An 18159-nucleotide genomic window follows, 5' to 3' on the forward strand; every position below is an offset into this window, starting at 1 on the left:
GGGGGCGCAAGTTCTTACACCCCAGCCAGGCGGGTGAGGTGGGTGGCGTTCGCTACATCCGCCGCGTCGTGGGTCACCAGCAGCGCGGGGATGCTCCTGCTGCGCACCAGCCCGAACACCAGGGCGCGCATGCGCTCGCGCAGGGCGGTATCGAGTTTGGAGAAGGGTTCGTCCAGCAGCAGGGCGCGCGGCCAGGCCAAGAGCGCGCGGGCCAGTGCCACCCGCGCCCGCTGGCCGCCCGAGAGGCGGGCGGGGTTGGCGTGCGCCAAGTCGCGCATTTCTACATCCGCCAGCGCTTGCTGCACGGCGGCTTCCCGCCCGGCGGCAGGGCCTGCAGGCACGGCGAATAGCAGGTTCTCAAACACCGTCATGTGAGCAAAGAGCAGGTCGTCCTGAAACAGAATGCCCACCCGGCGCGCCTGCACGGGCAGGGTGTCGAGGCACTGGCCGTTGAGGTGCACGCTGCCATGCCAGTGCATGCCGTCTTCCAGCGTGCCGCACACGGCCGCGAGCACGCTGCTTTTGCCGCAGCCGCTGGGGCCCATCAGGGTGTGCACGGTGCCGGGGGCCACTTCCAGATGCAGGTCGCGCAGCAGCACACCGGCGGGGCTGGCGAGTTGGCTTATGTGAATCTGTAAGCTCATGGCGCAATGCGGATCGTGCCGTCCGCGTCGATGCTCACAGGAATTGCGAGCAGCGATTCGCCCTCGCAGTCGCCAGCGGTGCACAGGCCGTCGCTCCAGCGGTAGTGGGCGTAATGCACGTTGCAGGTGATGCGCCCGTGGGGCTGGTAAAGCAGCAGGTCTTGCCGCGCGACCAGCGGTACGCCGAAGTGGGCGCAGCGGTTCACATAGGCTTTGACTTCGTGCCCGCTGCGCAACAGCAGGTAGCGGAATGCGGTGGCTGGGCCGGTGGCGTTGGGGTTGGTTATCTCCAGCATCGTGGCGCTGCCGTCCGCCAGCGCGCCGAATTGCCCCAGCACTGTGCCGGGCGCCGGGGCGTGCGGTACCTCGGACCAGTGGCGGGGCTCATTTGGGGTGGGAGGAGTGCTGGCGGTGTTAAGCGTCATGGTCGGATTGTGCCGATACGGAGGTGTGGGCGGGCCAGCGCCGCGCTTGTCCGGCCCAGGCGGCCAGGCCGAACACCAGCACCGGCAGCATCCACTGCAGCCAGGAAAAGGCAGCGGTCAGCGAGCGCTGCCCGCCCGCGGCCAAGGTCACAGCCTCGGTGGTGATGGTTTGAAACCGGCCCGCGCCCACATACAAGGTCGGCAAGTACTGCGCCACGCTGACCGCAAAGCCCACCGCCAAGGCGGCTGCCAGCGGTGCGCGCAGCAACGGCCATTTCACCCGCAGCAAAAACACCGTGTGCGGCTGACCCAGGGTGGCGCTCACCTGCTGCAAGCGCCGGTCAAAACCGAGGTAAGGCCCTTGCAGCGCGATCAGCACATAGGGCACGCAGGCCAGGGTGTGGGCCAGCCACAGGCCGGTGGCCGTGGTGTCCAAGCCCCAGGCGATGCTCAGGCGGTGCAGGCCCACCACCCATAACACGCTGGGGAGCACCAAGGGCAACATCCAGAGCGCCGAGCTGCGCTGCTGCCAGCGTGGTGGCGCCCACTCCAGCCATGCCACCACCCACACCAGCGCGGCGCAGGCGCTACTCAGCCCCAGCCACACGGTGGTCCAGAGGCTGTCGTGGCTGCCCGCGACACTGGCCCAAGCGGCGTGGGTGAATGCCGTCGGCAGCAGGTCGGGAAAAGGCCACGGCCCGGTGACGCTGCCGATGAGCAGGGCCAACATCACAGCGGCATAAACCGCCAGAAGCGTTGCCGCCAAACATGGCGTGCGCGGGGCTTGCCGGGTTGCTTGGTGGCGTGGGGTGCCGTGGGCCAGGTCATTGCCCCGCGTCCAGCGCCCGCGCCACATGCGCCAGCGGAGTGCGGCCCAGAGCGCGCCCGCACAGGCCGCCAGCACCAGCGTCAGCACCCATGCGGCAGCGGCGCCTTGGGCATTGGTGGCGGGGTCGGCGTCCTGCAGCCATTGCCAGGCCAGCATGGCCAGCGTGGGCGGCGCGGTGGGGCCGATGACTAGCGCCACATCCACTACTGTGAGGCTGTAAGCCAGCACCGCCAAGAGCGGCGCGCGCAGGCGGGGCAATAGCTGGGGCCAGCCCACGCGCCACCAGGCTTGGGCGGCGCTGTAGCCCAAGATGTGGGTCAGGCGCAGCTCCTGGTGCAGGCGGCGGGCTACATCGGGGCGCTGCAGGTGGGCCAGTGCGGCCCACAGCAAAAACGGCACTTCCTTGAGCACCAGCACCGCCATCAGCCCCAGACCCCACGGGTCTTGCGTGGTGGGCCAGGGCGGCGGCGTGGTCAGTCCGGTGGCCCAGGGCGAGAGCAGGCGTAGCACCCAGCCGCTGGGCGCCAGCAGCGCCACCAGCCCGATGGCAAAGGCCGCATGCGGCACGGCCAACAGCGGTGCCAGCCAGCGGGTGAGGCGTTGTGTGGCGTGGGTGTGCAGGCGCCCCGCAGTGGCGGCGAGCACGGCCGCTGTGGCGCCCACGGCCAGAGCGGTGGATGCCAGCCCGGTCCAGAGCGTCAGCGCGAGGGCTTGCAGCAGGTGAGGCTCTTGTGCCAAGGCCTGCCAAGCACCAGCATCCAGCCCGGCGGCCAGCGCGCCCCACAGGCTCCACAGCAGCGGCAAAGCCACCACGGCCATGAGCGCAAGCGCGAGGGCATGGCGGGCAGTGGGGCGCAGTTGGGGGCGGCGGACTTGCATGCCGGAATCATAATGAAATCGGCCTCTAGCGCTTGCGGAATATGCGCAAGCAGCTATTAAAAACATAGCGAATCAACCTGCCTACACCGCTGCGCCTCGGTAGCTGGCGCGGAAGGCGCGCGGCGTCATGCCCTTGCGCTCCAGAAACTGCCGGTTGAAGTGCGCCAGCGTGCCGTAGCCTACGTCGCTGGCAATCACTTGAATGGGGAGCGAGGTGGCGATCAGCAACTGACAAGCTTGGCCGATGCGCAGCTGGGCCACGTAGTCCAGCACCGTCATGCCGGTGTGGCGCTTGAAGAAGCGGTGAAAGGCGCCCACCGACATCGCCACCTCCTCGGCCAGGGCCGGGGCTGACACCGTGTCTGCCGGCTGGGCATGCAGGCGGTGCAATATCTTGCCCATGCGTGCCCCCACCTTGTCGCCTGCCGGCGTGTAGGCGTGGGTGGCCAGCGGCCGGGCTGCCGTGTCTTTGGCCAGCAGCGCCAGGATATGCAGCAGCGTAGGCAGGCGCAGCGCCGGGTCTTGCGCCTGCAGCGAAAGGATCAGCGGCTCGACCTGCGCACGTGCCACGTCTGAGAACTTGAGCCCGCGCCCGGCCTGGGCAGACAAGCTTTGCAGTGCCGCCAGCTCGGGCCAGCCGGCCAGGGCACGCTCCAGCCAGTCGGTGCTGAACCACATCACCACGGCCAGCATGGGCTGGTGGGCATCGGGGCGCTCGGTAGCGGCCCAGGTGTGCGGCTGGTTGGGGCCGGTGAGCACCAGGTCGCCGGATACAAAGTCTTCCAAGCTGTCTCCCACATAGCGCTGGCCCTGGGCGTTCAGCGTCAGGGTTAGCTCGAACTCGGGGTGGTAGTGCCACAGAAACGGCAGCTCCGGCAACTCGCGCCACAGCAGGCTCCACGACTCGCCCACGGGCACGGTGACTTGTTCAAACTGGGGTTTCATGACATTGGGTAGGTTTTATTGGTCAGAATCGTATCAGTATGCAGCAGTTCGCAGGTACCGCTCGGGCATGTCTGTTTTCACAATTTCCAGGTCAACACCACTTTCAAAGACACGCAGGACACCGCCATGAACGACCGCTACCGCTACGGCGACCAACGCCCCGGCAACCCCACCCTCTCGTACACCGCCCATGTGCAGTTGCGCGACATCCGGAAGCACATGCCTTTGCGCGTGTTGTCGGAGGCCGACTTTGCCCACTGGCAAACCTATGGCTATGTGGTGATCAAGCAAGCCATCTCGCCAGAGCAGGTGAAGGCCAGCACCGATTTTTTATGGGAGTTTCAAGACTGGAACCCGAACGATCCTGCCACTTGGAACCGCGCCGAACTGCGCGGTCACGAGATGAAGGAGCTCAACGGCTCCGGCATGGTGGAAACCTACCAGCACCAGACCCTGTGGAACAACCGCCAGACCCCGCGTGTGTACGACGCGTTTGTGGACATCTGGGACCGCGAAGATTTGTGGGTGAGCATCGACCGCGCCAACCTCAACACGCCCAACCGCGGTGCGCGCCAGTTCAGCGGCTTCATTCACTGGGATGCGGATACCACGCTGGACCCGCTGCCGGTGAACGTGCAGGGCGTGCTTGCCCTGTCGGACACCAGCCCGGAGAGCGGTGGTTTTCAGTGCATTCCCGAGCTGTTCAAGCACTTTGCGGAGTGGCGCCAAACGGCCCCTGCAGACCGCAACCCCTGGCGCCCTGATGTAGAGAGCCTGCCTTGGCCGGTGCAATTTATCCACCTGCAGGCGGGCGATTTGCTGATCTTTAACAGCTTGCTGGCCCACGGTATTCGCCCCAACACCAGCGAGCATTTGGTGCGCATGGCGCAGTACATCGCTTTCACGCCGGCCAACCAGTCCGATACGGCGTTGCGGGAGGCGAGGGTGCGCTCATGGCGCGAGCGGGAAGCCCCGAAAGGCTATGCCTTTCCGGGGGACCCGCGCGAGTGGGAGAAGTTGAAATACCCTACCGCCCGGCTCACCCCCTTGGGTGAGCGCATTTTGGGCTTGGCCGACTGGGCCTGAGGGGGCGCCGCGTTGCGCGGCGCGTGGCTTAGCTGGCTTGCTGAATGCCTGCCAGCACCCAGCCGCCGCTGCCTTGCAGGGGCTTGGTCAGGTGCCAGATTTCGTCGAAGGTTTCGTCGTCCACACCCGCGCCGAAGCGGATGAAGCCGGTGAACTTCACGCTGACCAGGTAGCGGTTGTTGTCTTCCACCACTTCCAGCACGGCGGCGTCCAGGCGCACCACATCGCTGTTTTGCGTGGCGGTGCCGCGCTCGGCAAAGTCCAGCTTCAACTCGGCAAACATCTCGGGGGTGCTGAACTCACGGATGTCATCCAAGTTGCCCGCGTCGTAAGCCGCTTGCAGGCGGATGAAGTTGACCTTGGCGTTGCGCTCGAAGCCTGCACGGTCAAAGTCTGCCGGAATCGACGGGCTTGGGCTGCTGCCAGCACCCAGGTCTGCACCGATCAGCGAGCCGCCGGATGGCGTGGAGCGGGCTGCGGCTGCAGGCATGGATACCTTGTAAGCCGGGGTTTGGGGCGGCACCGGGCCACCGCCAATGGTGGCGGGCATCAAGCCGCCGCTTTGCTGCATGCCACCTTGGCGTGCCAGGGCCCGCTTGCGCATGATGAAGCCGATGACGGCCAGCACCGCAAACACCACCAAGCCCATCATCATCATGGAAGCCAGTTCATCTCCGAAGCCCAGGTGCGATGCCAGTGCGGCAATGCCCAGGCCAGCAGCCAGTCCGGCGAGCGGGCCCATCCAGGAACGCTTGGGAGCCGCTGCTGCAGCGCCTGCACCCGCAGCGGGCGCCGCATTGGTGGCCGTGGGCGCGGCAGGCGATTTGTCTTGCACCGCCTGGCGTTGGGTGCCCATGGATTTACCCGAGCCCAGTCGCTTGGCGGCCTCGGCGTCTAGGGACATGGTGGCAATGCCGAGTGAAAACACCACGGCCAAAACGGAAAGAAGTCTCTTCATGTTGATCTCCAGAAAAAGAAAGACAGATGGAGACTACCGGTGAAGTGAATTCTGAAAAACAAGCGTTTGGATGAAGAACGTTCTTAAAAAAACTGAGTGTTTGCCCGGTTTGTGGGCACTTATTTCACGCCTTGCAACACCCGCAACACCAGGGGGTGGTGGACTTTGCGCTCGGTGCCCACCGCATAGAAGTGCTCGCTCACCCCCTCACACGCAGCCAGCCGCTTGACGCCGTAGTTCGCCAGCAGGTCGTCCTCCGCCCACTCGGCTGCCGGGAAGATGCCCATACCACTGGCACCGAAGGTGTTGAGCAAGGCACTGTCTTCAAACTCGCCCACGATGCGGGGGCGGATGCCGTGCTGCTCAAACCAATGGTCCAGCCGGCCCCGCACCGCCGTGTGGGTGGTGGGCAGCAGCACCGGCTGCTCGGCCAGGCACTGAGGAAATTTTTTGCCCGCTGCCTTGATCAGCGCGGGCGTGGCGTACCACGCCATGGGCGAGTGCCCCATGGCGTGGCTGTAGAGCTTGATGTTGGGATTGGCAGGCGCCGGCCGGTCAGAGAACACCACATCCAGCCGGTGCAGGGCCAGGTCGCCGAGCAAATCGTCCAGCTCGTCTTCGTGGCAGATCAGGCGCAGGTTGGGCTCGGTGATCACCGGTTGCAGCAGCCGCCGCACCACCAATTTGGGCAGGCCATCGGAAATGCCTACCGCCAACCGGGCCGCCGGCGTGCTGGCGGCGTCACGCACCAAGGTCGGCAGGTTTTCGCCGATCTGAAAGATCTGGTCAGCCAGCCGCATGGCGGTGGTGCCCGCCTCGGTCAACACCAAGCCACGCCCCGCCGGCTTGAGCAGTGCGTAGCCCAAAGAGCGCTCCAGCTCGCGCACCTGGGCGCTCACGGTTTGCACCGCCATGTCCAGCTTGTCCGCCGCGCGGGACATGCCGCCCTCCTTGGCCACGACCCAAAAGTAATACAGGTGCTTGTAGTTGAACGGAGTGCTCATGGTGAGAATTATTGGGAATGTATAGAAGAAATTATCTGCTTTTTAAGGAATGAGTGTGGCCTTAACGTAGCGCCAGTTTTGCAACCCCCTAAAGGATTCCCGATGGACACGACCGTATTGACGATGGAGTGGATTGGCCTGGCCCTCTCCGTGCCGGTGCTTTATGCCGCTTGGTTTGAGTACACCCAGCGGAACATGCGCGATGCCAAGTTGCTGGCGGGTGTTGGCGCTGGCGGGTTGCTCTTGTCTGCCGCTGTTTTTTCCCTGTAACCCGAAAAGGAAACCCCGATGAAATGCCCCCATTGCACCGACTCCACCCTGGTCATGACTGAGCGCCAGGGAGTTGAGATTGACTATTGCCCGAGCTGCCGCGGCATCTGGCTGGACCGTGGCGAGCTCGACAAATTGCTGGACAAGGCCGGCGCTACGTCAGCCCCCGCAACCACAACTCTGCGTGCAGCGCAGGCACCCCGGCACCGGGACTTTGAAGATTCGGATTTTCATGAGCACAAGCGCTACCCGCAGAGCCGCAAGAAGTCATGGCTGCACGAGATTTTTGACTGATAAGGTGCCCGCGAGGGCACCGTGGGTGATCAGGCCACCACGAAGCGGCCTATCTCCTGGGTGAGCTTGTTGGCCTGGTCGTTGAGCGCGCTCGCGGCAGCGCTGGTTTCCTCCACCAGTGCGGCGTTTTGCTGGGTGTGAGCGTCCAGCTGCTGAATGGCGTGCACCACTTCTTTGACCCCGGTGGCTTGCTGGCCGGAGGCCGCGGCGATGTCGTCCAGGTAGCGGTTGATGGTTTGCGCGTTGCTCACCATTTCCTCCATGGTGTTGCCTGCGCTTTGCACCACCTGGGTGCCAAGTTCGACACGTTCCACGCTGGCAGAGATCAGGGACTTGATTTCACGGGCGGCCTCCGCGCTGCGTCCCGCCAGAGAGCGCACTTCAGACGCCACCACCGCAAAGCCACGGCCGGATTCGCCGGCGCGCGCCGCTTCGACGGCGGCGTTGAGCGCGAGGATGTTGGTTTGAAAGGCAATACCGTCGATGGTGCCAATGATGTCGTGGATGCGGGCGGAAGAGGTCTGAATGTCCCGCATGGTGGTAACCACTTCGGCAATGATCTGGCCGCCCTTGGCTGCCACCTGGAAGTTTTCTTGCGCCACACCGGCTGCCGCGTGGGTGCGATCTGCGGTTTCTGCTACCTGGGAACCGATCTGCTGCACCGACGCGGCTTGCTGGCCCAGGTTGGATGCTGCGGACTCCGTGCGCGATGACAAGTCTAGGCTGGCGCGTGACACTTCGGCACTGGTCATGGCCAACTCGCGCGCCGAGTGGCGCACCCGGCGTATCAGTTCGTACATGGAGTCATATACCTGGCCCAGGCCTGTGATCAACATGGCCGGCTCATCGGCACCCCATGGCTTGTTGGGCTTGTTGCGCAAGTCACCGGCACTCAGCTCATTGAGGTGCTGTGTCACTACCGCCAAGCCGCCTTTGTTGACCTTGTAAAAAGCAATGAACACATAGCCTGCAATCAGCAAAGCGATGGCCACTACCGTGCCGGCTTTCCACAAGCGGGCAGCCTGCTCGGCACGCAAGTCGTCCACATAAATGCCCGAGCCGATCACCCACCCCCAAGGTTCAAAGCCTTGCACATACGAGATTTTGTCCACCGGTTTTTCCAGGCCGGGCTTGGGCCACTGGTAGGGCACAAAGCCTTTGCCCTCGGTGCGCACCTTGTCCACAAAGCCCCGGAACAGCGCAAAGCCGTTGGGGTCTTTGGCGTCGCTCACATTTTTGCCGTCCAGCTCGGGCTTGATCGGGTGCATGACCACCACGGGCGTCATGTCGTTGATCCAAAAGTATTCGTTTTTGTCGTAACGCAGTTTGGAAATGGCTTGCTTGGCCATGTCCTGGGCCTGCTCCCGGGTGAGCTTGCCAGAGGTCTCCTGGCTGTACGCCCACTGGAGCACGCCGTGTGCCACCTCGACATGCTGGCGGGTAGCCGTATGGCGGTCGCTCATGGCACTGTCCGCCTGGCTTATCAATAACCACATTACCAAGCCCACCAAGGGCACCAGAAAGGCCACGCTGATCAGCAGCGCTTTGGAGGTGAACCCCAGGTTGCGCATGAGTACCACCCCCGGTGCCCACAGCCCGTGGGCTTGCAAGGGGCCGTGGATGGTGGTGGAGGCGGAGCTGGGGAGTGTTTGCATCACGGGGGCGTTTCTGTAGCGATGGGGATGGGCTTGAAAGGGAAATTATTTTTTAAATTTGTTTCAAAAAAGAAAGCGCTTTCATATTAACGGTATTTAATTTAAATATGCGGAAAATGACTCAGGATTTGCCCTAGTCGGGTGCCCGGTACACCAACACCTTGAGCGCCCGCTCCGGCTCCACATCCGCAAACGCTGCGGGGTTGGGCAAGCGCTGCACGAACTCCAGTGCCGGTGCCTGCTCTTGCATGTGCTGTTTCAGGAACGCCGTGCCCAGCTCCGGCGCGTTTAGACACACCAGCGCATGGCCGCCGGGCGCCAGCAGCTCGGGCAGGCGGCGCACCAGGCGGGCGTAGTCCTTGGTCGCCACAAAGCTGCCTTTTTGGTAGCTGGGCGGGTCCAGCACCACCAGGTCATAGGGCCCGCTGCGGGTGATCTTGCCCCAGGTCTTGAAGATGTCGTGCCCCAGAAAACTCACACCGCTCTCGATGCCATTGAGCCGGTGGTTTTGCTGGCCGGTGGCGAGCGCGCCTTGGCTCATGTCCACATTCACCACATGCCGCGCACCGGCCTGTAAGGCCACGACCGAGAACGAGCAGGTGTAAGCAAACAGGTTGAGCACGCGAAAGGCATAGGTCTTGGGGTGGGCCGCCACATAGTCGCGCACCCAGCGGCGGCCTTCGGCCATATCGAGAAACAGGCCATGGTTTTGGCCCCGCAGCACATGCACTTTGTACTGGGTGCCGGCCTCGGTCACCACATGGGGCTCGGGCACCGCGCCCGTCATGAGCCGCGTGTCAGCAAGGCCTTCGGCCCGGCACTGGAAGACCCAGTTGAGTGCCTGCCCGGTGGCGAGCGTGCTCCAGCGCGCAGACATTGCGGCGCTGATGGTGCTCAAGTCGTCCTCCCCCACCGGTTTGAAGCTGGTGAGCACCAGCACTGGCGGATACCAGTCCAGCGACCACTGCTCGCAGCCGGGGTACAGGCCACCGCGTCCGTGGAAAAGGCGACAGGCGTCGGAGGGGATTTCCATCGTGGCGATGGCGGAGAGCAGGGCTTGCACAGTCAAGGGTCTTTGTTGGAGAACTAGGCTGGGAGTGTATGCAGCGCCGGAGGCACAAAAAACACTATGACCCACATAGTGCAATTGAATTTGCTTGATTAATAGTCAAAAACTAAACTGCAGTCCATACCGATTTCTCAACCACTCAGGAGAGTTGCATGTCCTCTGTTGCCAAATGTCCCTTCCCCCACGCTGCTACCAGCGCCCACACCAAAGCCGCAGCGCCATCGAACGCCGATTGGTGGCCTAACCAACTCAAACTGGGCATCCTGCACCAGCACGCACCGGCCTCCAACCCCATGGGCGAGGACTTCAATTACGCCGAAGAATTCAAAACGCTTGATCTCGACGCCGTGGTGCAAGACCTGACCGCGCTGATGACCGATTCACAAGACTGGTGGCCCGCCGACTGGGGCCACTACGGCGGCCTGATGGTGCGCATGGCCTGGCACTCCGCCGGCACCTACCGCACGGCCGATGGCCGGGGCGGCGCCGGCTCCGGCAGCCAGCGCTTTGCCCCGCTCAATAGCTGGCCCGACAACGGCAACCTCGATAAAGCCCGCCGCCTGCTGTGGCCCGTCAAGCAAAAGTATGGTCGCAAGCTCTCTTGGGCGGATTTGATGATTCTGGCCGGCAATGTGGCGCTCGAATCCATGGGCTTCAAGACCTTTGGTTTCGCCGGTGGCCGTGAAGACATTTGGGAGCCCGAGCAAGACATTTACTGGGGCGCCGAAAAAGCGTGGCTGGCGACCAGCGACAAGGAAAACAGCCGCTACAGCGGCGACCGCAAGCTGGAGAGCCCGCTGGCCGCCGTGCAAATGGGCCTGATCTACGTGAACCCTGAAGGCCCGGACGGCAAGCCCGACCCCGTGGCCAGCGGCCGCGATGTGCGCGAAACCTTTGCCCGCATGGCCATGAACGATGAGGAAACCGTGGCCCTGGTGGCCGGTGGCCACACCTTCGGCAAGGCCCACGGTGCTGGCGACCCCACCCTGGTGGGCCCCGAGCCGGAAGCAGCGGGCATTGAAGAGCAGGGCTTCGGCTGGATCAACAAGTTGGGCACTGGCAAAGGTGTGCACACCACCACCAGCGGCATCGAAGGCGCTTGGAAGCCCAACCCCACCACCTGGGACAACGGCTACTTCGACATGTTGTTCGGCTACGAATGGGCGCTGACCAAGAGCCCCTCGGGCGCGCACCAGTGGGTCGCCCAGAACGTGAAGCCGGAGCACATGATTCCGGATGCGCACGATGCATCCAAAAAGCATGCGCCGATGATGACCACGGCCGACATGTCGCTGCGCATGGACCCCGCGTACGAGAAGATTTCGCGCCGCTTCCACCAGAACCCGGCCGAGTTTGCCGATGCGTTTGCCCGCGCTTGGTTCAAGCTCACTCACCGCGACATGGGCCCCCGTGCCCGCTACCTAGGCAAGTTGGTGCCCGCCGAGGTGCTGAGCTGGCAAGACCCGATTCCTGCGGTGGACCATGCCTTGGTCGATGCGGCCGATGTGGCTGCTTTGAAAGCCCAGGTGCTTGCTTCCGGCCTGAGCATCTCTGAGCTGGTGAGCACTGCGTGGGCGTCTGCCTCCACCTTCCGTGGCAGCGACAAGCGCGGCGGTGCCAACGGTGCCCGCATCCGCCTGGCCCCCGCCAAAGACTGGGCGGCCAACCAGCCCGCGCAGCTCGCCAAGGTGCTGGGCAAGCTCGAAGCGATTCAGCAAGCCTTCAACGCGGCCCAGAGCGGTGGCAAGAAGATTTCGCTGGCGGACCTGATCGTGTTGGCAGGCAGTGCGGCAGTGGAAGCAGCGGCTCAGAAAGCAGGTCAAGCTGTGACTGTGCCCTTTGCCTCTGGCCGCATGGATGCCTCGCAAGAGCAAACTGATGTGGAGTCTTACCAGGTGCTGGAGCCGGTGGCCGATGGCTTCCGCAACTACACCCACCAAGGCCTCGAAGGCGTGGCTGCCGAACTGCTGCTCGACAAAGCCCAGCTGCTTACCTTGAGCGCACCCGAGATGACGGTGCTGGTCGGTGGCCTGCGTGCCCTGAATGCCAACGTGGGCCAAGCCCAGCACGGCGTGTTCACCACCCGGCCTGAAACCCTGAGCAACGATTTCTTTGTGAACTTGCTCGACATGCGCACCCAATGGAGCAAGGCCACAGAAGCGGGGGTGCTCGAAGGCCGCGACCGCAAGACGGGAACGCTGAAGTGGACTGGCACCACCGTGGACCTGGTGTTCGGCTCCAACTCGCAGCTGCGTGCCTTGGCCGAGGTCTACGCCACCAACGACGCGCAAGCCAAGTTTGTGCGCGACTTTGTGGCCGCCTGGACCAAGGTAATGAACCTGGACCGTTTCGACCTCGCGTAAGCCAACGATGGTGATTGCCGCTGCCCTCGTGGCGGCGGCTTGCAACCCCGCTGTGCGGCCGGTGTACCGGCCATGCAGCGGGGTTTTTTGCGTCAGGGTGCGGTGGGTACGCGCAGGTCGTCGAGGTAGTCGGCCGCGATGTTGATGCTGCACGCCACCCCCACCGAGGCTAGGTGCTTTTTGAGCCAGTGTTGGGCAGAGGCTCGCCCCAGGTCCCGCAGGGCGTGGATGAGCTTGGCGTCGGTGTCTGACTTGGTGGAGGCGGGGTAGGCCTCTAGCGCGCCGCCACCATCGATGCGGTGCATCAGCACATTTTTGTAGCGCGCCGGGTCCAGCTTACCCTCGGCCAGCAGGCGCTTCACAAAGTCGATAGCGCGCATCTCGGCAATCAATGCCGAGTTGAACGTAATTTCGTTGAGCCGGTCCAGAATACCGGCCGCCGTGGTGGGCAGTTGGTGGCGCTCGATGGGGTTGATCTGCACCAGCATCACGTCGGGGCACTGGCATTCGTAAATCAGGGGGTGGATGGCGGGGTTGCCGGCGTAGCCGCCATCCCAGTAGTGCTCGCCTTCGATCTCTACCGCCTGAAACACCGTGGGCAGGCAGGCCGACGCCATCACCGCATCGGCCGTGAGCCGCTTGCCCGAGAAAATCTCGGCCTTGCCGGTGCGCACCTTGGTGGCCACCACAAACACCTTGAGCGGGTGGTGGGCAGCGAGACGCTCGAAGTCGATCTGCCGCTCCAAAAAATCCCGCAACGGGTTGATGTCCAGCGGGTTGCTTTGATAGGGCGAGACGGACTGGGTCCAAAAGCTGGTGACTGCGTCTGACAGCATCTGGCTGGGGGAGGCCCCGCCGGTCAGCGCGGAGAGTCCACCAAACAGCAAGTCAAACGGCACTTTGTGCGCACCCGCCAGGGTATTGCTCAGCGCGCCCATGCTGACCACGCCTTCCCAAAAGTCTTCCAGCGATTGGCGGGCGCTGTCTCTGGCCGCCTCGCGTGGTTTGCCCTCGGCCTGCGCGAAGCCGTGGGCCAGTGCCACGGCATTCATGGCGCCCGCGCTGGTGCCGCTGATGCCTTCAAAGTCCAGCCGGCCGTCTTCCAGTAGTGCATCCAGCACGCCCCAGGTAAAGGCCCCGTGCGAGCCCCCGCCTTGCAGGGCCAGGTTGACCAAGGGGCTATCGGGCGAGCGAGTGGTGGGGGTGTGCATGCAATAAGCTTAGGGCATGCAAGCCTTCAGACGGCTGACGGGCGGAGTTTCCCCGCTTGACGGGGCGTGCCCTTGCAAAAATACTGGGCACACCTTCTTCAGAAAGCGCTGTATGACCTCGTGTGTGACCCTCCGGCTGCGTTTGGCTTTTCTTGGGGTGTTGCTGTGCGCCACCGCATTAACGCATGCCCAGTGCAGCCGTACCCTGCGCTACGCCATTGCAGACTGGCAACCCTATGCCTTCAAAACGCCGATTGCTGAGGGTCGCGGCATTGATGTGGACATCCTGCTGGCGGTGGCCGCGAAGGCGGGCTGCAAGATCGAGGTGCTGATCGACATTCCCGGCGCGCGCACCCACGCGATGTTTCAGCGCGGCGAGATTGATGTGTTCACCGGCTACTCCTTCACCGAAGAGCGGCGCGAGTTTGCCCGCTTTACCAAGCCCTACCGGTTTGAGGTGGTGGGGGTGTTCAGCATGAAAAAACATCTGCAGGCCGAGAGCGTGAAGTCGTTTGCCGATGTGCTGGATCAGCAGTTGCATGTAGTCGCACCGTTGTCTGGCTTTTACGGCGCGGCCTACGCCGAGGCCGAGCCCGTGCTGCTGGAGCGCAAAAAACTCTCCAAGGTCGAGGGCCCCGAGCGGGCTTTGCGTATGCTGGCAGCCAACCGGGGGGATGTGGTGCTGAACGACGCCTATGTGCTGCAGTACACCGCCAAGATGCTGGGGCTGGGGCCCTTACAAAAAATGGCCCTGGAGTCTGCACGGGACCGCATCCACATCGGGCTGTCCAAAGCCTCCACCACCGAGCAGGACCACAAGGCCCTTGACCAGGCAGTGGATGCGCTGCTGGCCAATGGCACCATCGACAAGATCACGCGGCGCTATGGCATAAAAGCCAGCTAGCGCCCTAGAGATATGCGCGAGCAGCTATGAAAAACATAGCATCAAGCAGTCCGCAGCATCTTCAGGCAGCGCCCAGCACACCATCCCGGAAGTCGCTCAGCGCCTGATAAATCTCTTGCTGCGAGTTCATCACAAACGGGCCGTATTGCACGATGGGCTCCTTGAGCGGTTGGCCGGCAATCAGCAGGAACTTGGCATCCGCGCTGGCAGTGAGGGTCACGCCATCGCTGCCCGCTTCGTTGGCCAGGATGGCCATGCGCTGGGCGGGCACTGTCTTGTCGCCCACCTGCACTTCGCCTCGGTACACATAGATGAATGCGTTGTGCGTGGCGGGCAGGGGCTGGCTGAAGTGACTGCCTGCGGGCATGTGCACATCCAGGTACAGCGGCTGGGTGATCTTGCGCTGCACGGCGCCAGGGGTGCCGTGGCTTTCTCCGGCAATCACGGTCACTTGCACACCCTCGGCCGTGGTGACTTTGGGCAGGTCGGTGGCTTGGATGTCGCGGTACCAGGGCGCGCCCATCTTCTCGCTGCTGTGCAGGTTGAGCCAGAGCTGGAAGCCTTCCATGTGGCCTTCGGTTTGCTGCGGAATCTCGGAGTGGATCACGCCGCGCGCCGCAGTCATCCACTGCACGCCACCGTCTGTGACCAGGCCTTCGTGGCCCGCGCTGTCGCGGTGGCGCATGCGGCCGCTGAGCATGTACGACACGGTCTCGAACCCCCGGTGCGGATGCTCTGGGAATCCGGCAATGTAGTCGTCCGGGTTGTCGCTGCCGAAGGCGTCCAGCATCAAAAACGGGTCCAGGCGGTGCTGCAGGTTTTGGGTGAGCACCCGGGTGAGTTTGACGCCGGCGCCATCCGACGTGGCTTGGCCAGCCACTAGGCGCTCGACGGTGCGGGGGTGTTGAACAGTCATGGCAATCTCCTTGGGTGAAACGGACGAGCAGGCCGCGTAGGCGGCCTGTGCTTGAAGCGCTGTGGGTGATGTGGGGCTTTAGGCGCGGCGAGCGTCCAAGCTCCAGCCACCGGCACCATTCGCTGCCAAAGCCAGCAAGCCACCGACCACGGCCACGTTCTTGAAGAACAGCAGTTGCACCACAAAGGCTTGGTCCGCAGGCACGGCCCAGAACGCGTGGAAGAAGAAGCTGGCCACCAGCGTGAACGCGGCCAACACCAGCGCGGCGATGCGGGTGCCGAAGCCGGCCAGCAGCGCCAGGCTGCCCACAATTTCCACCACCAGGGCCAGAGCGGCACCGACCGTTGGTAGTGGCAGGCCTACCGAGCTGATGTAACCCACGGTGCCTGCAAAGCCCGTCAGTTTGCTGATGCCGGCTGGCAGAAACAGGGCAGCCAGCAGCACGCGGCCTGCAAGATTCAGGGCGTTGTTGGCAGTGGTGGAAGCAGAAGATGTAGACATGGCGGTTTCCTTTCAAAGGAGAAGTTGTTGGCGATGGGTGAACTGTATGTCTCACCAATCACTCTGGAAATCCCTTGAAATGGATATGATTGTTGTCACTATGGAACAATCAAGCGCACTCCAGCACACTGCCATTGACCCCAATGACCTGCTCATCTTCGCCCGCGTGGCGGAGCTGGGCAGCTTCAGCCGCGCGGCGGACAAGGTGGGGCTGCCCAAGTCCAGCGTGTCGCGCCGGCTCGCTGCGCTGGAGCAGCGCCTGGGTGAGCGCCTGCTGCTACGCACCACCCGCCGCCAAACGCTCACCGAGTTCGGCCAGCAACTGCTGGAGCACGCCAAGCAAGTGGTGCTGGAGGTAGAAGCCGTGGCCGCCCTGAGCGAGCGCCGCCAGGCCACGCCGACCGGGCGGCTGCGGGTGTCCATGCCCTCCGATATTGCCAATTTGCTGCTGGCCGACATGCTGGCCGCCTTTGTGGCCATGTACCCCGATATTTCGCTGGAGCTGGACTTGTCGGCCCGCCGGGTGGATTTGCTGGGTGAAGGGTTCGACCTGGCCCTGCGCATCGGCCCGCTCAGCGATGACAGCCTGCTGGCCGCCCGCCGCCTCAACGCCCTGACGGCCGGCGTGTACGCATCGCCCCACTACCTAGCCGAGCACGGTAGCCCGCAAACCCCGCAGGATTTGATGCAGCACCAAGCCCTGCGCATGCTGGCCAGCAATGGCGAAGCCGTGTCATGGCGCTTGCAGCAGGGCAGCGACGAGTGGGTGGGGGTGCCGCCCGGGCGGTTCACGGTGAACGCCCCCGACCTCGCGCTGCGCATGGCGGTGGCCGGTGCCGGCATCGCCGCCTTGCCCGATGTGTTTGCCCAACCCGAGGTGCGCCGCCAGACGCTGGTGCGCGTGCTGCCCGCGTGGTGCCTGCCGCGCATGCCGATCTCTGCTGTCTTCCCGGGGCGCAAGCTGATGCCGCCCAAGACGCGGGTGTTTATCGAAATGCTGCAGGCTGCGTTGGGCGAGGCCCCGGCGTGACAACGCACGCTTTGCAAGAGAAGTAGGCCTCTAGCGCTTACCCATTCTGCGCAAGTAGCTCCTGAAACGATAGCAAGCCCAACCTCCTGCCGGCCCCAAGAGTGCCAGCGCGGCATACCACCACAGGCCCCACAGGGTGTGGCGCAGGTAGTCCTGGTAGGGGGCTTCGTAGCGCTGGCCCACGAAGGCGGCGGGGTCGGCCTCCATGCGCGGGGCCAACACGGCGCGCATCTCGTACAGCACCTCGTGGTCCGGCTGTGCGGCAGAAAACACAAATTTGGCGGTGCCCGCGTTTTGAAGTTGCAGGGTCACGACCTTGCGCGGCAGGGCCGGGGCCAGGCGTGCATAGCCCTGGTACAGCCAGAGGCCTGCCCAGGCCAGCGCCAGCACCACCGTCAAAGGAAGCGCCAGGGGGCGCAGGCGCCGCGCGAGGTGCAGAGTCCGTGGGGTCATGCCCGCCATCATGCGTCAAGCGCGGGCGCGCTCCGGGCTCTCGGTGCCATCGTCACCCTGCCAGCGGGGCAGCAAGCCGGTTTTGAGCAGGGCCCGGTACAGCAGCAAGGCGGCCAGCGCCAGGGTGTCGGGCCAGGGGGGGCTGGCCCCGTGCTTGGTGAGCAGCCAGAAGTGCAGCAGCGAGAGCAGTGCAATCAGGTACACCGCCGCATGCAGTCGCATCCAGTGCCGGCCGAGGGCCCGCATCATGCGCTGGGTGGAGGTCAGGGCCAGCGGCACCAGCAGCGCCCAGGCCACAAAGCCGGCCAGCAGGTAGGCTTTGGTGCGCAGTTCCTCCCAGGCGGTGGCCCAGTCGTAGGCCAGGTCAAATGCCAGGTACAGCCACAGGTGCAGCGTGGCGTAGGCAAACGACCACAGGCCCAGCGGGCGGCGGAGTTTGACGAGCCAGTTCCAGTCGGCCATGCGCTTGCCGTGCTTCCAGCGGGCGGCGGTGGCCAGCAGTGCCAGCAGGCGCCGCAGCGGGGTGATGGAGAGGGTGGCGATCAGGATCACCAAGCTGCTGCGTCCGCTCACTTGCAGCAAGGTGTTCAAAGGGGTGGCACCCAGGTGGCCCCGGTGCAGGTCCAGCAGCAGCCCGAGCGCCGGTAGCGCGCAGGCCAGCATGGTGAGCCGTTGCAGGGCCTTGAAGTGGCGCTTGATCCAGACACTGGCCATGGCGGGAGC

19 protein-coding genes are annotated in these 18159 nt (G+C 64.1%); 6 read left to right on the forward strand and 13 right to left on the reverse strand.

Translation table 11 applies throughout. The annotated features are described in order from the left end of the window. Window positions 1–14 precede the first annotated feature (14 nt). From FDM28_RS06990 to FDM28_RS07005, 4 genes are all read right to left on the reverse strand, one after another. Window positions 15–644, reverse strand: a complete 630-nt coding sequence (locus tag FDM28_RS06990) for an ATP-binding cassette domain-containing protein (RefSeq protein ID WP_138514457.1) — start codon at window positions 642–644, stop codon at window positions 15–17. Continuing rightward, window positions 641–1069, reverse strand: coding sequence for a Rieske (2Fe-2S) protein (locus tag FDM28_RS06995; RefSeq protein ID WP_138514458.1), 429 nt, complete (start codon window positions 1067–1069; stop codon window positions 641–643). The genes FDM28_RS06990 and FDM28_RS06995 overlap by 4 nt, the downstream gene beginning before the upstream one ends. Next, window positions 1059–2777 (reverse strand): ABC transporter permease family protein, encoded by a 1719-nt coding sequence (locus FDM28_RS07000; RefSeq protein ID WP_240791934.1) that lies wholly within the window; start codon window positions 2775–2777, stop codon window positions 1059–1061. The genes FDM28_RS06995 and FDM28_RS07000 overlap by 11 nt, the downstream gene beginning before the upstream one ends. An 81-nt stretch (window positions 2778–2858) precedes the next feature. Continuing rightward, a complete protein-coding gene (locus tag FDM28_RS07005) occupies window positions 2859–3722 on the reverse strand; it encodes a helix-turn-helix domain-containing protein (RefSeq protein WP_138514459.1) in 864 nt (287 codons plus the stop codon). Between the two features lie 126 nt (window positions 3723–3848). Between FDM28_RS07005 and FDM28_RS07010 the strand changes: the two genes are divergently transcribed. Next, a complete protein-coding gene (locus FDM28_RS07010) occupies window positions 3849–4808 on the forward strand; it encodes a phytanoyl-CoA dioxygenase family protein (RefSeq protein WP_138514460.1) in 960 nt (319 codons plus the stop codon). A gap of 28 nt (window positions 4809–4836) precedes the next feature. On the opposite strand, the gene FDM28_RS07015 is transcribed toward FDM28_RS07010, so the two are convergent. Next, a complete protein-coding gene (locus FDM28_RS07015; RefSeq protein WP_138514461.1) occupies window positions 4837–5766 on the reverse strand; it encodes a Tim44 domain-containing protein in 930 nt (309 codons plus the stop codon). Between the two features lie 119 nt (window positions 5767–5885). Beyond that, the gene (locus tag FDM28_RS07020; RefSeq protein WP_138514462.1) at window positions 5886–6770 is read right to left on the reverse strand and encodes a LysR family transcriptional regulator; all 885 of its coding nucleotides are present in this window, start codon (window positions 6768–6770) and stop codon (window positions 5886–5888) included. A 102-nt stretch (window positions 6771–6872) separates the two neighbouring features. On the opposite strand from FDM28_RS07020, the gene FDM28_RS17630 reads away from it, so the two are divergent. Further along, window positions 6873–7040 (forward strand): hypothetical protein, encoded by a 168-nt coding sequence (locus tag FDM28_RS17630; RefSeq protein WP_170211637.1) that lies wholly within the window; start codon window positions 6873–6875, stop codon window positions 7038–7040. An 18-nt stretch (window positions 7041–7058) separates the two neighbouring features. Then, the gene (locus tag FDM28_RS07025; protein ID WP_138514463.1) at window positions 7059–7334 is read left to right on the forward strand and encodes a TFIIB-type zinc ribbon-containing protein; all 276 of its coding nucleotides are present in this window, start codon (window positions 7059–7061) and stop codon (window positions 7332–7334) included. 29 nt (window positions 7335–7363) lie between these two features. On the opposite strand, the gene FDM28_RS07030 is transcribed toward FDM28_RS07025, so the two are convergent. Further along, the gene (locus FDM28_RS07030; RefSeq protein WP_138514464.1) at window positions 7364–8989 is read right to left on the reverse strand and encodes a methyl-accepting chemotaxis protein; all 1626 of its coding nucleotides are present in this window, start codon (window positions 8987–8989) and stop codon (window positions 7364–7366) included. A 133-nt stretch (window positions 8990–9122) separates the two neighbouring features. Further along, window positions 9123–10052 carry a class I SAM-dependent methyltransferase gene (locus FDM28_RS07035; RefSeq protein ID WP_138515197.1) on the reverse strand — a complete coding sequence of 310 codons (930 nt, stop codon included), beginning with the start codon at window positions 10050–10052 and terminating at the stop codon, window positions 9123–9125. A gap of 158 nt (window positions 10053–10210) precedes the next feature. Here FDM28_RS07035 and katG point away from each other — a divergent pair, with 158 nt between their 5' ends. After that, window positions 10211–12421 (forward strand): catalase/peroxidase HPI, encoded by a 2211-nt coding sequence (gene katG / locus FDM28_RS07040; RefSeq protein WP_138514465.1) that lies wholly within the window; start codon window positions 10211–10213, stop codon window positions 12419–12421. A 92-nt stretch (window positions 12422–12513) separates the two neighbouring features. Here katG and FDM28_RS07045 read toward each other — a convergent pair whose 3' ends face one another. Then, entirely contained in the window at window positions 12514–13632 is a 1119-nt protein-coding gene (locus tag FDM28_RS07045) for a patatin-like phospholipase family protein (protein WP_138514466.1), read from the reverse strand. Between the two features lie 112 nt (window positions 13633–13744). Here FDM28_RS07045 and FDM28_RS07050 point away from each other — a divergent pair, with 112 nt between their 5' ends. Then, window positions 13745–14536, forward strand: coding sequence for a substrate-binding periplasmic protein (locus FDM28_RS07050; protein ID WP_170211639.1), 792 nt, complete (start codon window positions 13745–13747; stop codon window positions 14534–14536). A 61-nt stretch (window positions 14537–14597) separates the two neighbouring features. Here FDM28_RS07050 and FDM28_RS07055 read toward each other — a convergent pair whose 3' ends face one another. After that, complete coding sequence (locus FDM28_RS07055) at window positions 14598–15452, reverse strand: pirin family protein (RefSeq protein ID WP_138514468.1); 855 nt, start codon at window positions 15450–15452, stop codon at window positions 14598–14600. A 78-nt stretch (window positions 15453–15530) separates the two neighbouring features. After that, window positions 15531–15953 carry a DoxX family protein gene (locus tag FDM28_RS07060; protein ID WP_138514469.1) on the reverse strand — a complete coding sequence of 141 codons (423 nt, stop codon included), beginning with the start codon at window positions 15951–15953 and terminating at the stop codon, window positions 15531–15533. A gap of 100 nt (window positions 15954–16053) precedes the next feature. On the opposite strand from FDM28_RS07060, the gene FDM28_RS07065 reads away from it, so the two are divergent. Continuing rightward, on the forward strand, window positions 16054–16983 hold the full coding sequence (locus FDM28_RS07065) for a LysR family transcriptional regulator (RefSeq protein WP_170211641.1): 930 nt from the start codon (window positions 16054–16056) through the stop codon (window positions 16981–16983). A 30-nt stretch (window positions 16984–17013) separates the two neighbouring features. Here the strand turns inward: FDM28_RS07065 and FDM28_RS07070 are convergent, their stop codons facing one another. Both FDM28_RS07070 and FDM28_RS07075 read right to left on the reverse strand, forming a co-directional pair. Then, on the reverse strand, window positions 17014–17436 hold the full coding sequence (locus tag FDM28_RS07070; protein WP_138514471.1) for a hypothetical protein: 423 nt from the start codon (window positions 17434–17436) through the stop codon (window positions 17014–17016). 15 nt (window positions 17437–17451) lie between these two features. Further along, window positions 17452–18150, reverse strand: coding sequence for a protein-methionine-sulfoxide reductase heme-binding subunit MsrQ (locus FDM28_RS07075; RefSeq protein WP_138514472.1), 699 nt, complete (start codon window positions 18148–18150; stop codon window positions 17452–17454). Between the last annotated feature and the right edge of the window lie 9 nt (window positions 18151–18159).

It is taken from the genome of Rhodoferax bucti, from assembly GCF_005876985.1.
Classification (GTDB): domain Bacteria; phylum Pseudomonadota; class Gammaproteobacteria; order Burkholderiales; family Burkholderiaceae_C; genus Allorhodoferax; species Allorhodoferax bucti.

What these genes read in the sequence shown, in the direction of transcription:
- FDM28_RS07010 (WP_138514460.1), top strand. Translation starts at nt 3,849, where the DNA reads ATGAACGACCGCTACCGCTACGGCGACCAACGCCCCGGCAACCCCACC.
- FDM28_RS07030 (WP_138514464.1), bottom strand. Translation starts at nt 8,989, where the DNA reads ATGCAAACACTCCCCAGCTCCGCCTCCACCACCATCCACGGCCCCTTG.
- FDM28_RS07025 (WP_138514463.1), top strand. Translation starts at nt 7,059, where the DNA reads ATGAAATGCCCCCATTGCACCGACTCCACCCTGGTCATGACTGAGCGC.
- FDM28_RS07005 (WP_138514459.1), bottom strand. Translation starts at nt 3,722, where the DNA reads ATGAAACCCCAGTTTGAACAAGTCACCGTGCCCGTGGGCGAGTCGTGG.
- FDM28_RS07060 (WP_138514469.1), bottom strand. Translation starts at nt 15,953, where the DNA reads ATGTCTACATCTTCTGCTTCCACCACTGCCAACAACGCCCTGAATCTT.
- FDM28_RS06990 (WP_138514457.1), bottom strand. Translation starts at nt 644, where the DNA reads ATGAGCTTACAGATTCACATAAGCCAACTCGCCAGCCCCGCCGGTGTG.
- FDM28_RS06995 (WP_138514458.1), bottom strand. Translation starts at nt 1,069, where the DNA reads ATGACGCTTAACACCGCCAGCACTCCTCCCACCCCAAATGAGCCCCGC.
- FDM28_RS07015 (WP_138514461.1), bottom strand. Translation starts at nt 5,766, where the DNA reads ATGAAGAGACTTCTTTCCGTTTTGGCCGTGGTGTTTTCACTCGGCATT.
- FDM28_RS07075 (WP_138514472.1), bottom strand. Translation starts at nt 18,150, where the DNA reads ATGGCCAGTGTCTGGATCAAGCGCCACTTCAAGGCCCTGCAACGGCTC.
- FDM28_RS07050 (WP_170211639.1), top strand. Translation starts at nt 13,745, where the DNA reads ATGACCTCGTGTGTGACCCTCCGGCTGCGTTTGGCTTTTCTTGGGGTG.
- FDM28_RS07070 (WP_138514471.1), bottom strand. Translation starts at nt 17,436, where the DNA reads ATGACCCCACGGACTCTGCACCTCGCGCGGCGCCTGCGCCCCCTGGCG.
- FDM28_RS07055 (WP_138514468.1), bottom strand. Translation starts at nt 15,452, where the DNA reads ATGACTGTTCAACACCCCCGCACCGTCGAGCGCCTAGTGGCTGGCCAA.
- FDM28_RS07000 (WP_240791934.1), bottom strand. Translation starts at nt 2,777, where the DNA reads ATGCAAGTCCGCCGCCCCCAACTGCGCCCCACTGCCCGCCATGCCCTC.
- FDM28_RS07065 (WP_170211641.1), top strand. Translation starts at nt 16,054, where the DNA reads ATGGAACAATCAAGCGCACTCCAGCACACTGCCATTGACCCCAATGAC.
- FDM28_RS17630 (WP_170211637.1), top strand. Translation starts at nt 6,873, where the DNA reads ATGGACACGACCGTATTGACGATGGAGTGGATTGGCCTGGCCCTCTCC.
- FDM28_RS07020 (WP_138514462.1), bottom strand. Translation starts at nt 6,770, where the DNA reads ATGAGCACTCCGTTCAACTACAAGCACCTGTATTACTTTTGGGTCGTG.
- katG (WP_138514465.1), top strand. Translation starts at nt 10,211, where the DNA reads ATGTCCTCTGTTGCCAAATGTCCCTTCCCCCACGCTGCTACCAGCGCC.
- FDM28_RS07045 (WP_138514466.1), bottom strand. Translation starts at nt 13,632, where the DNA reads ATGCACACCCCCACCACTCGCTCGCCCGATAGCCCCTTGGTCAACCTG.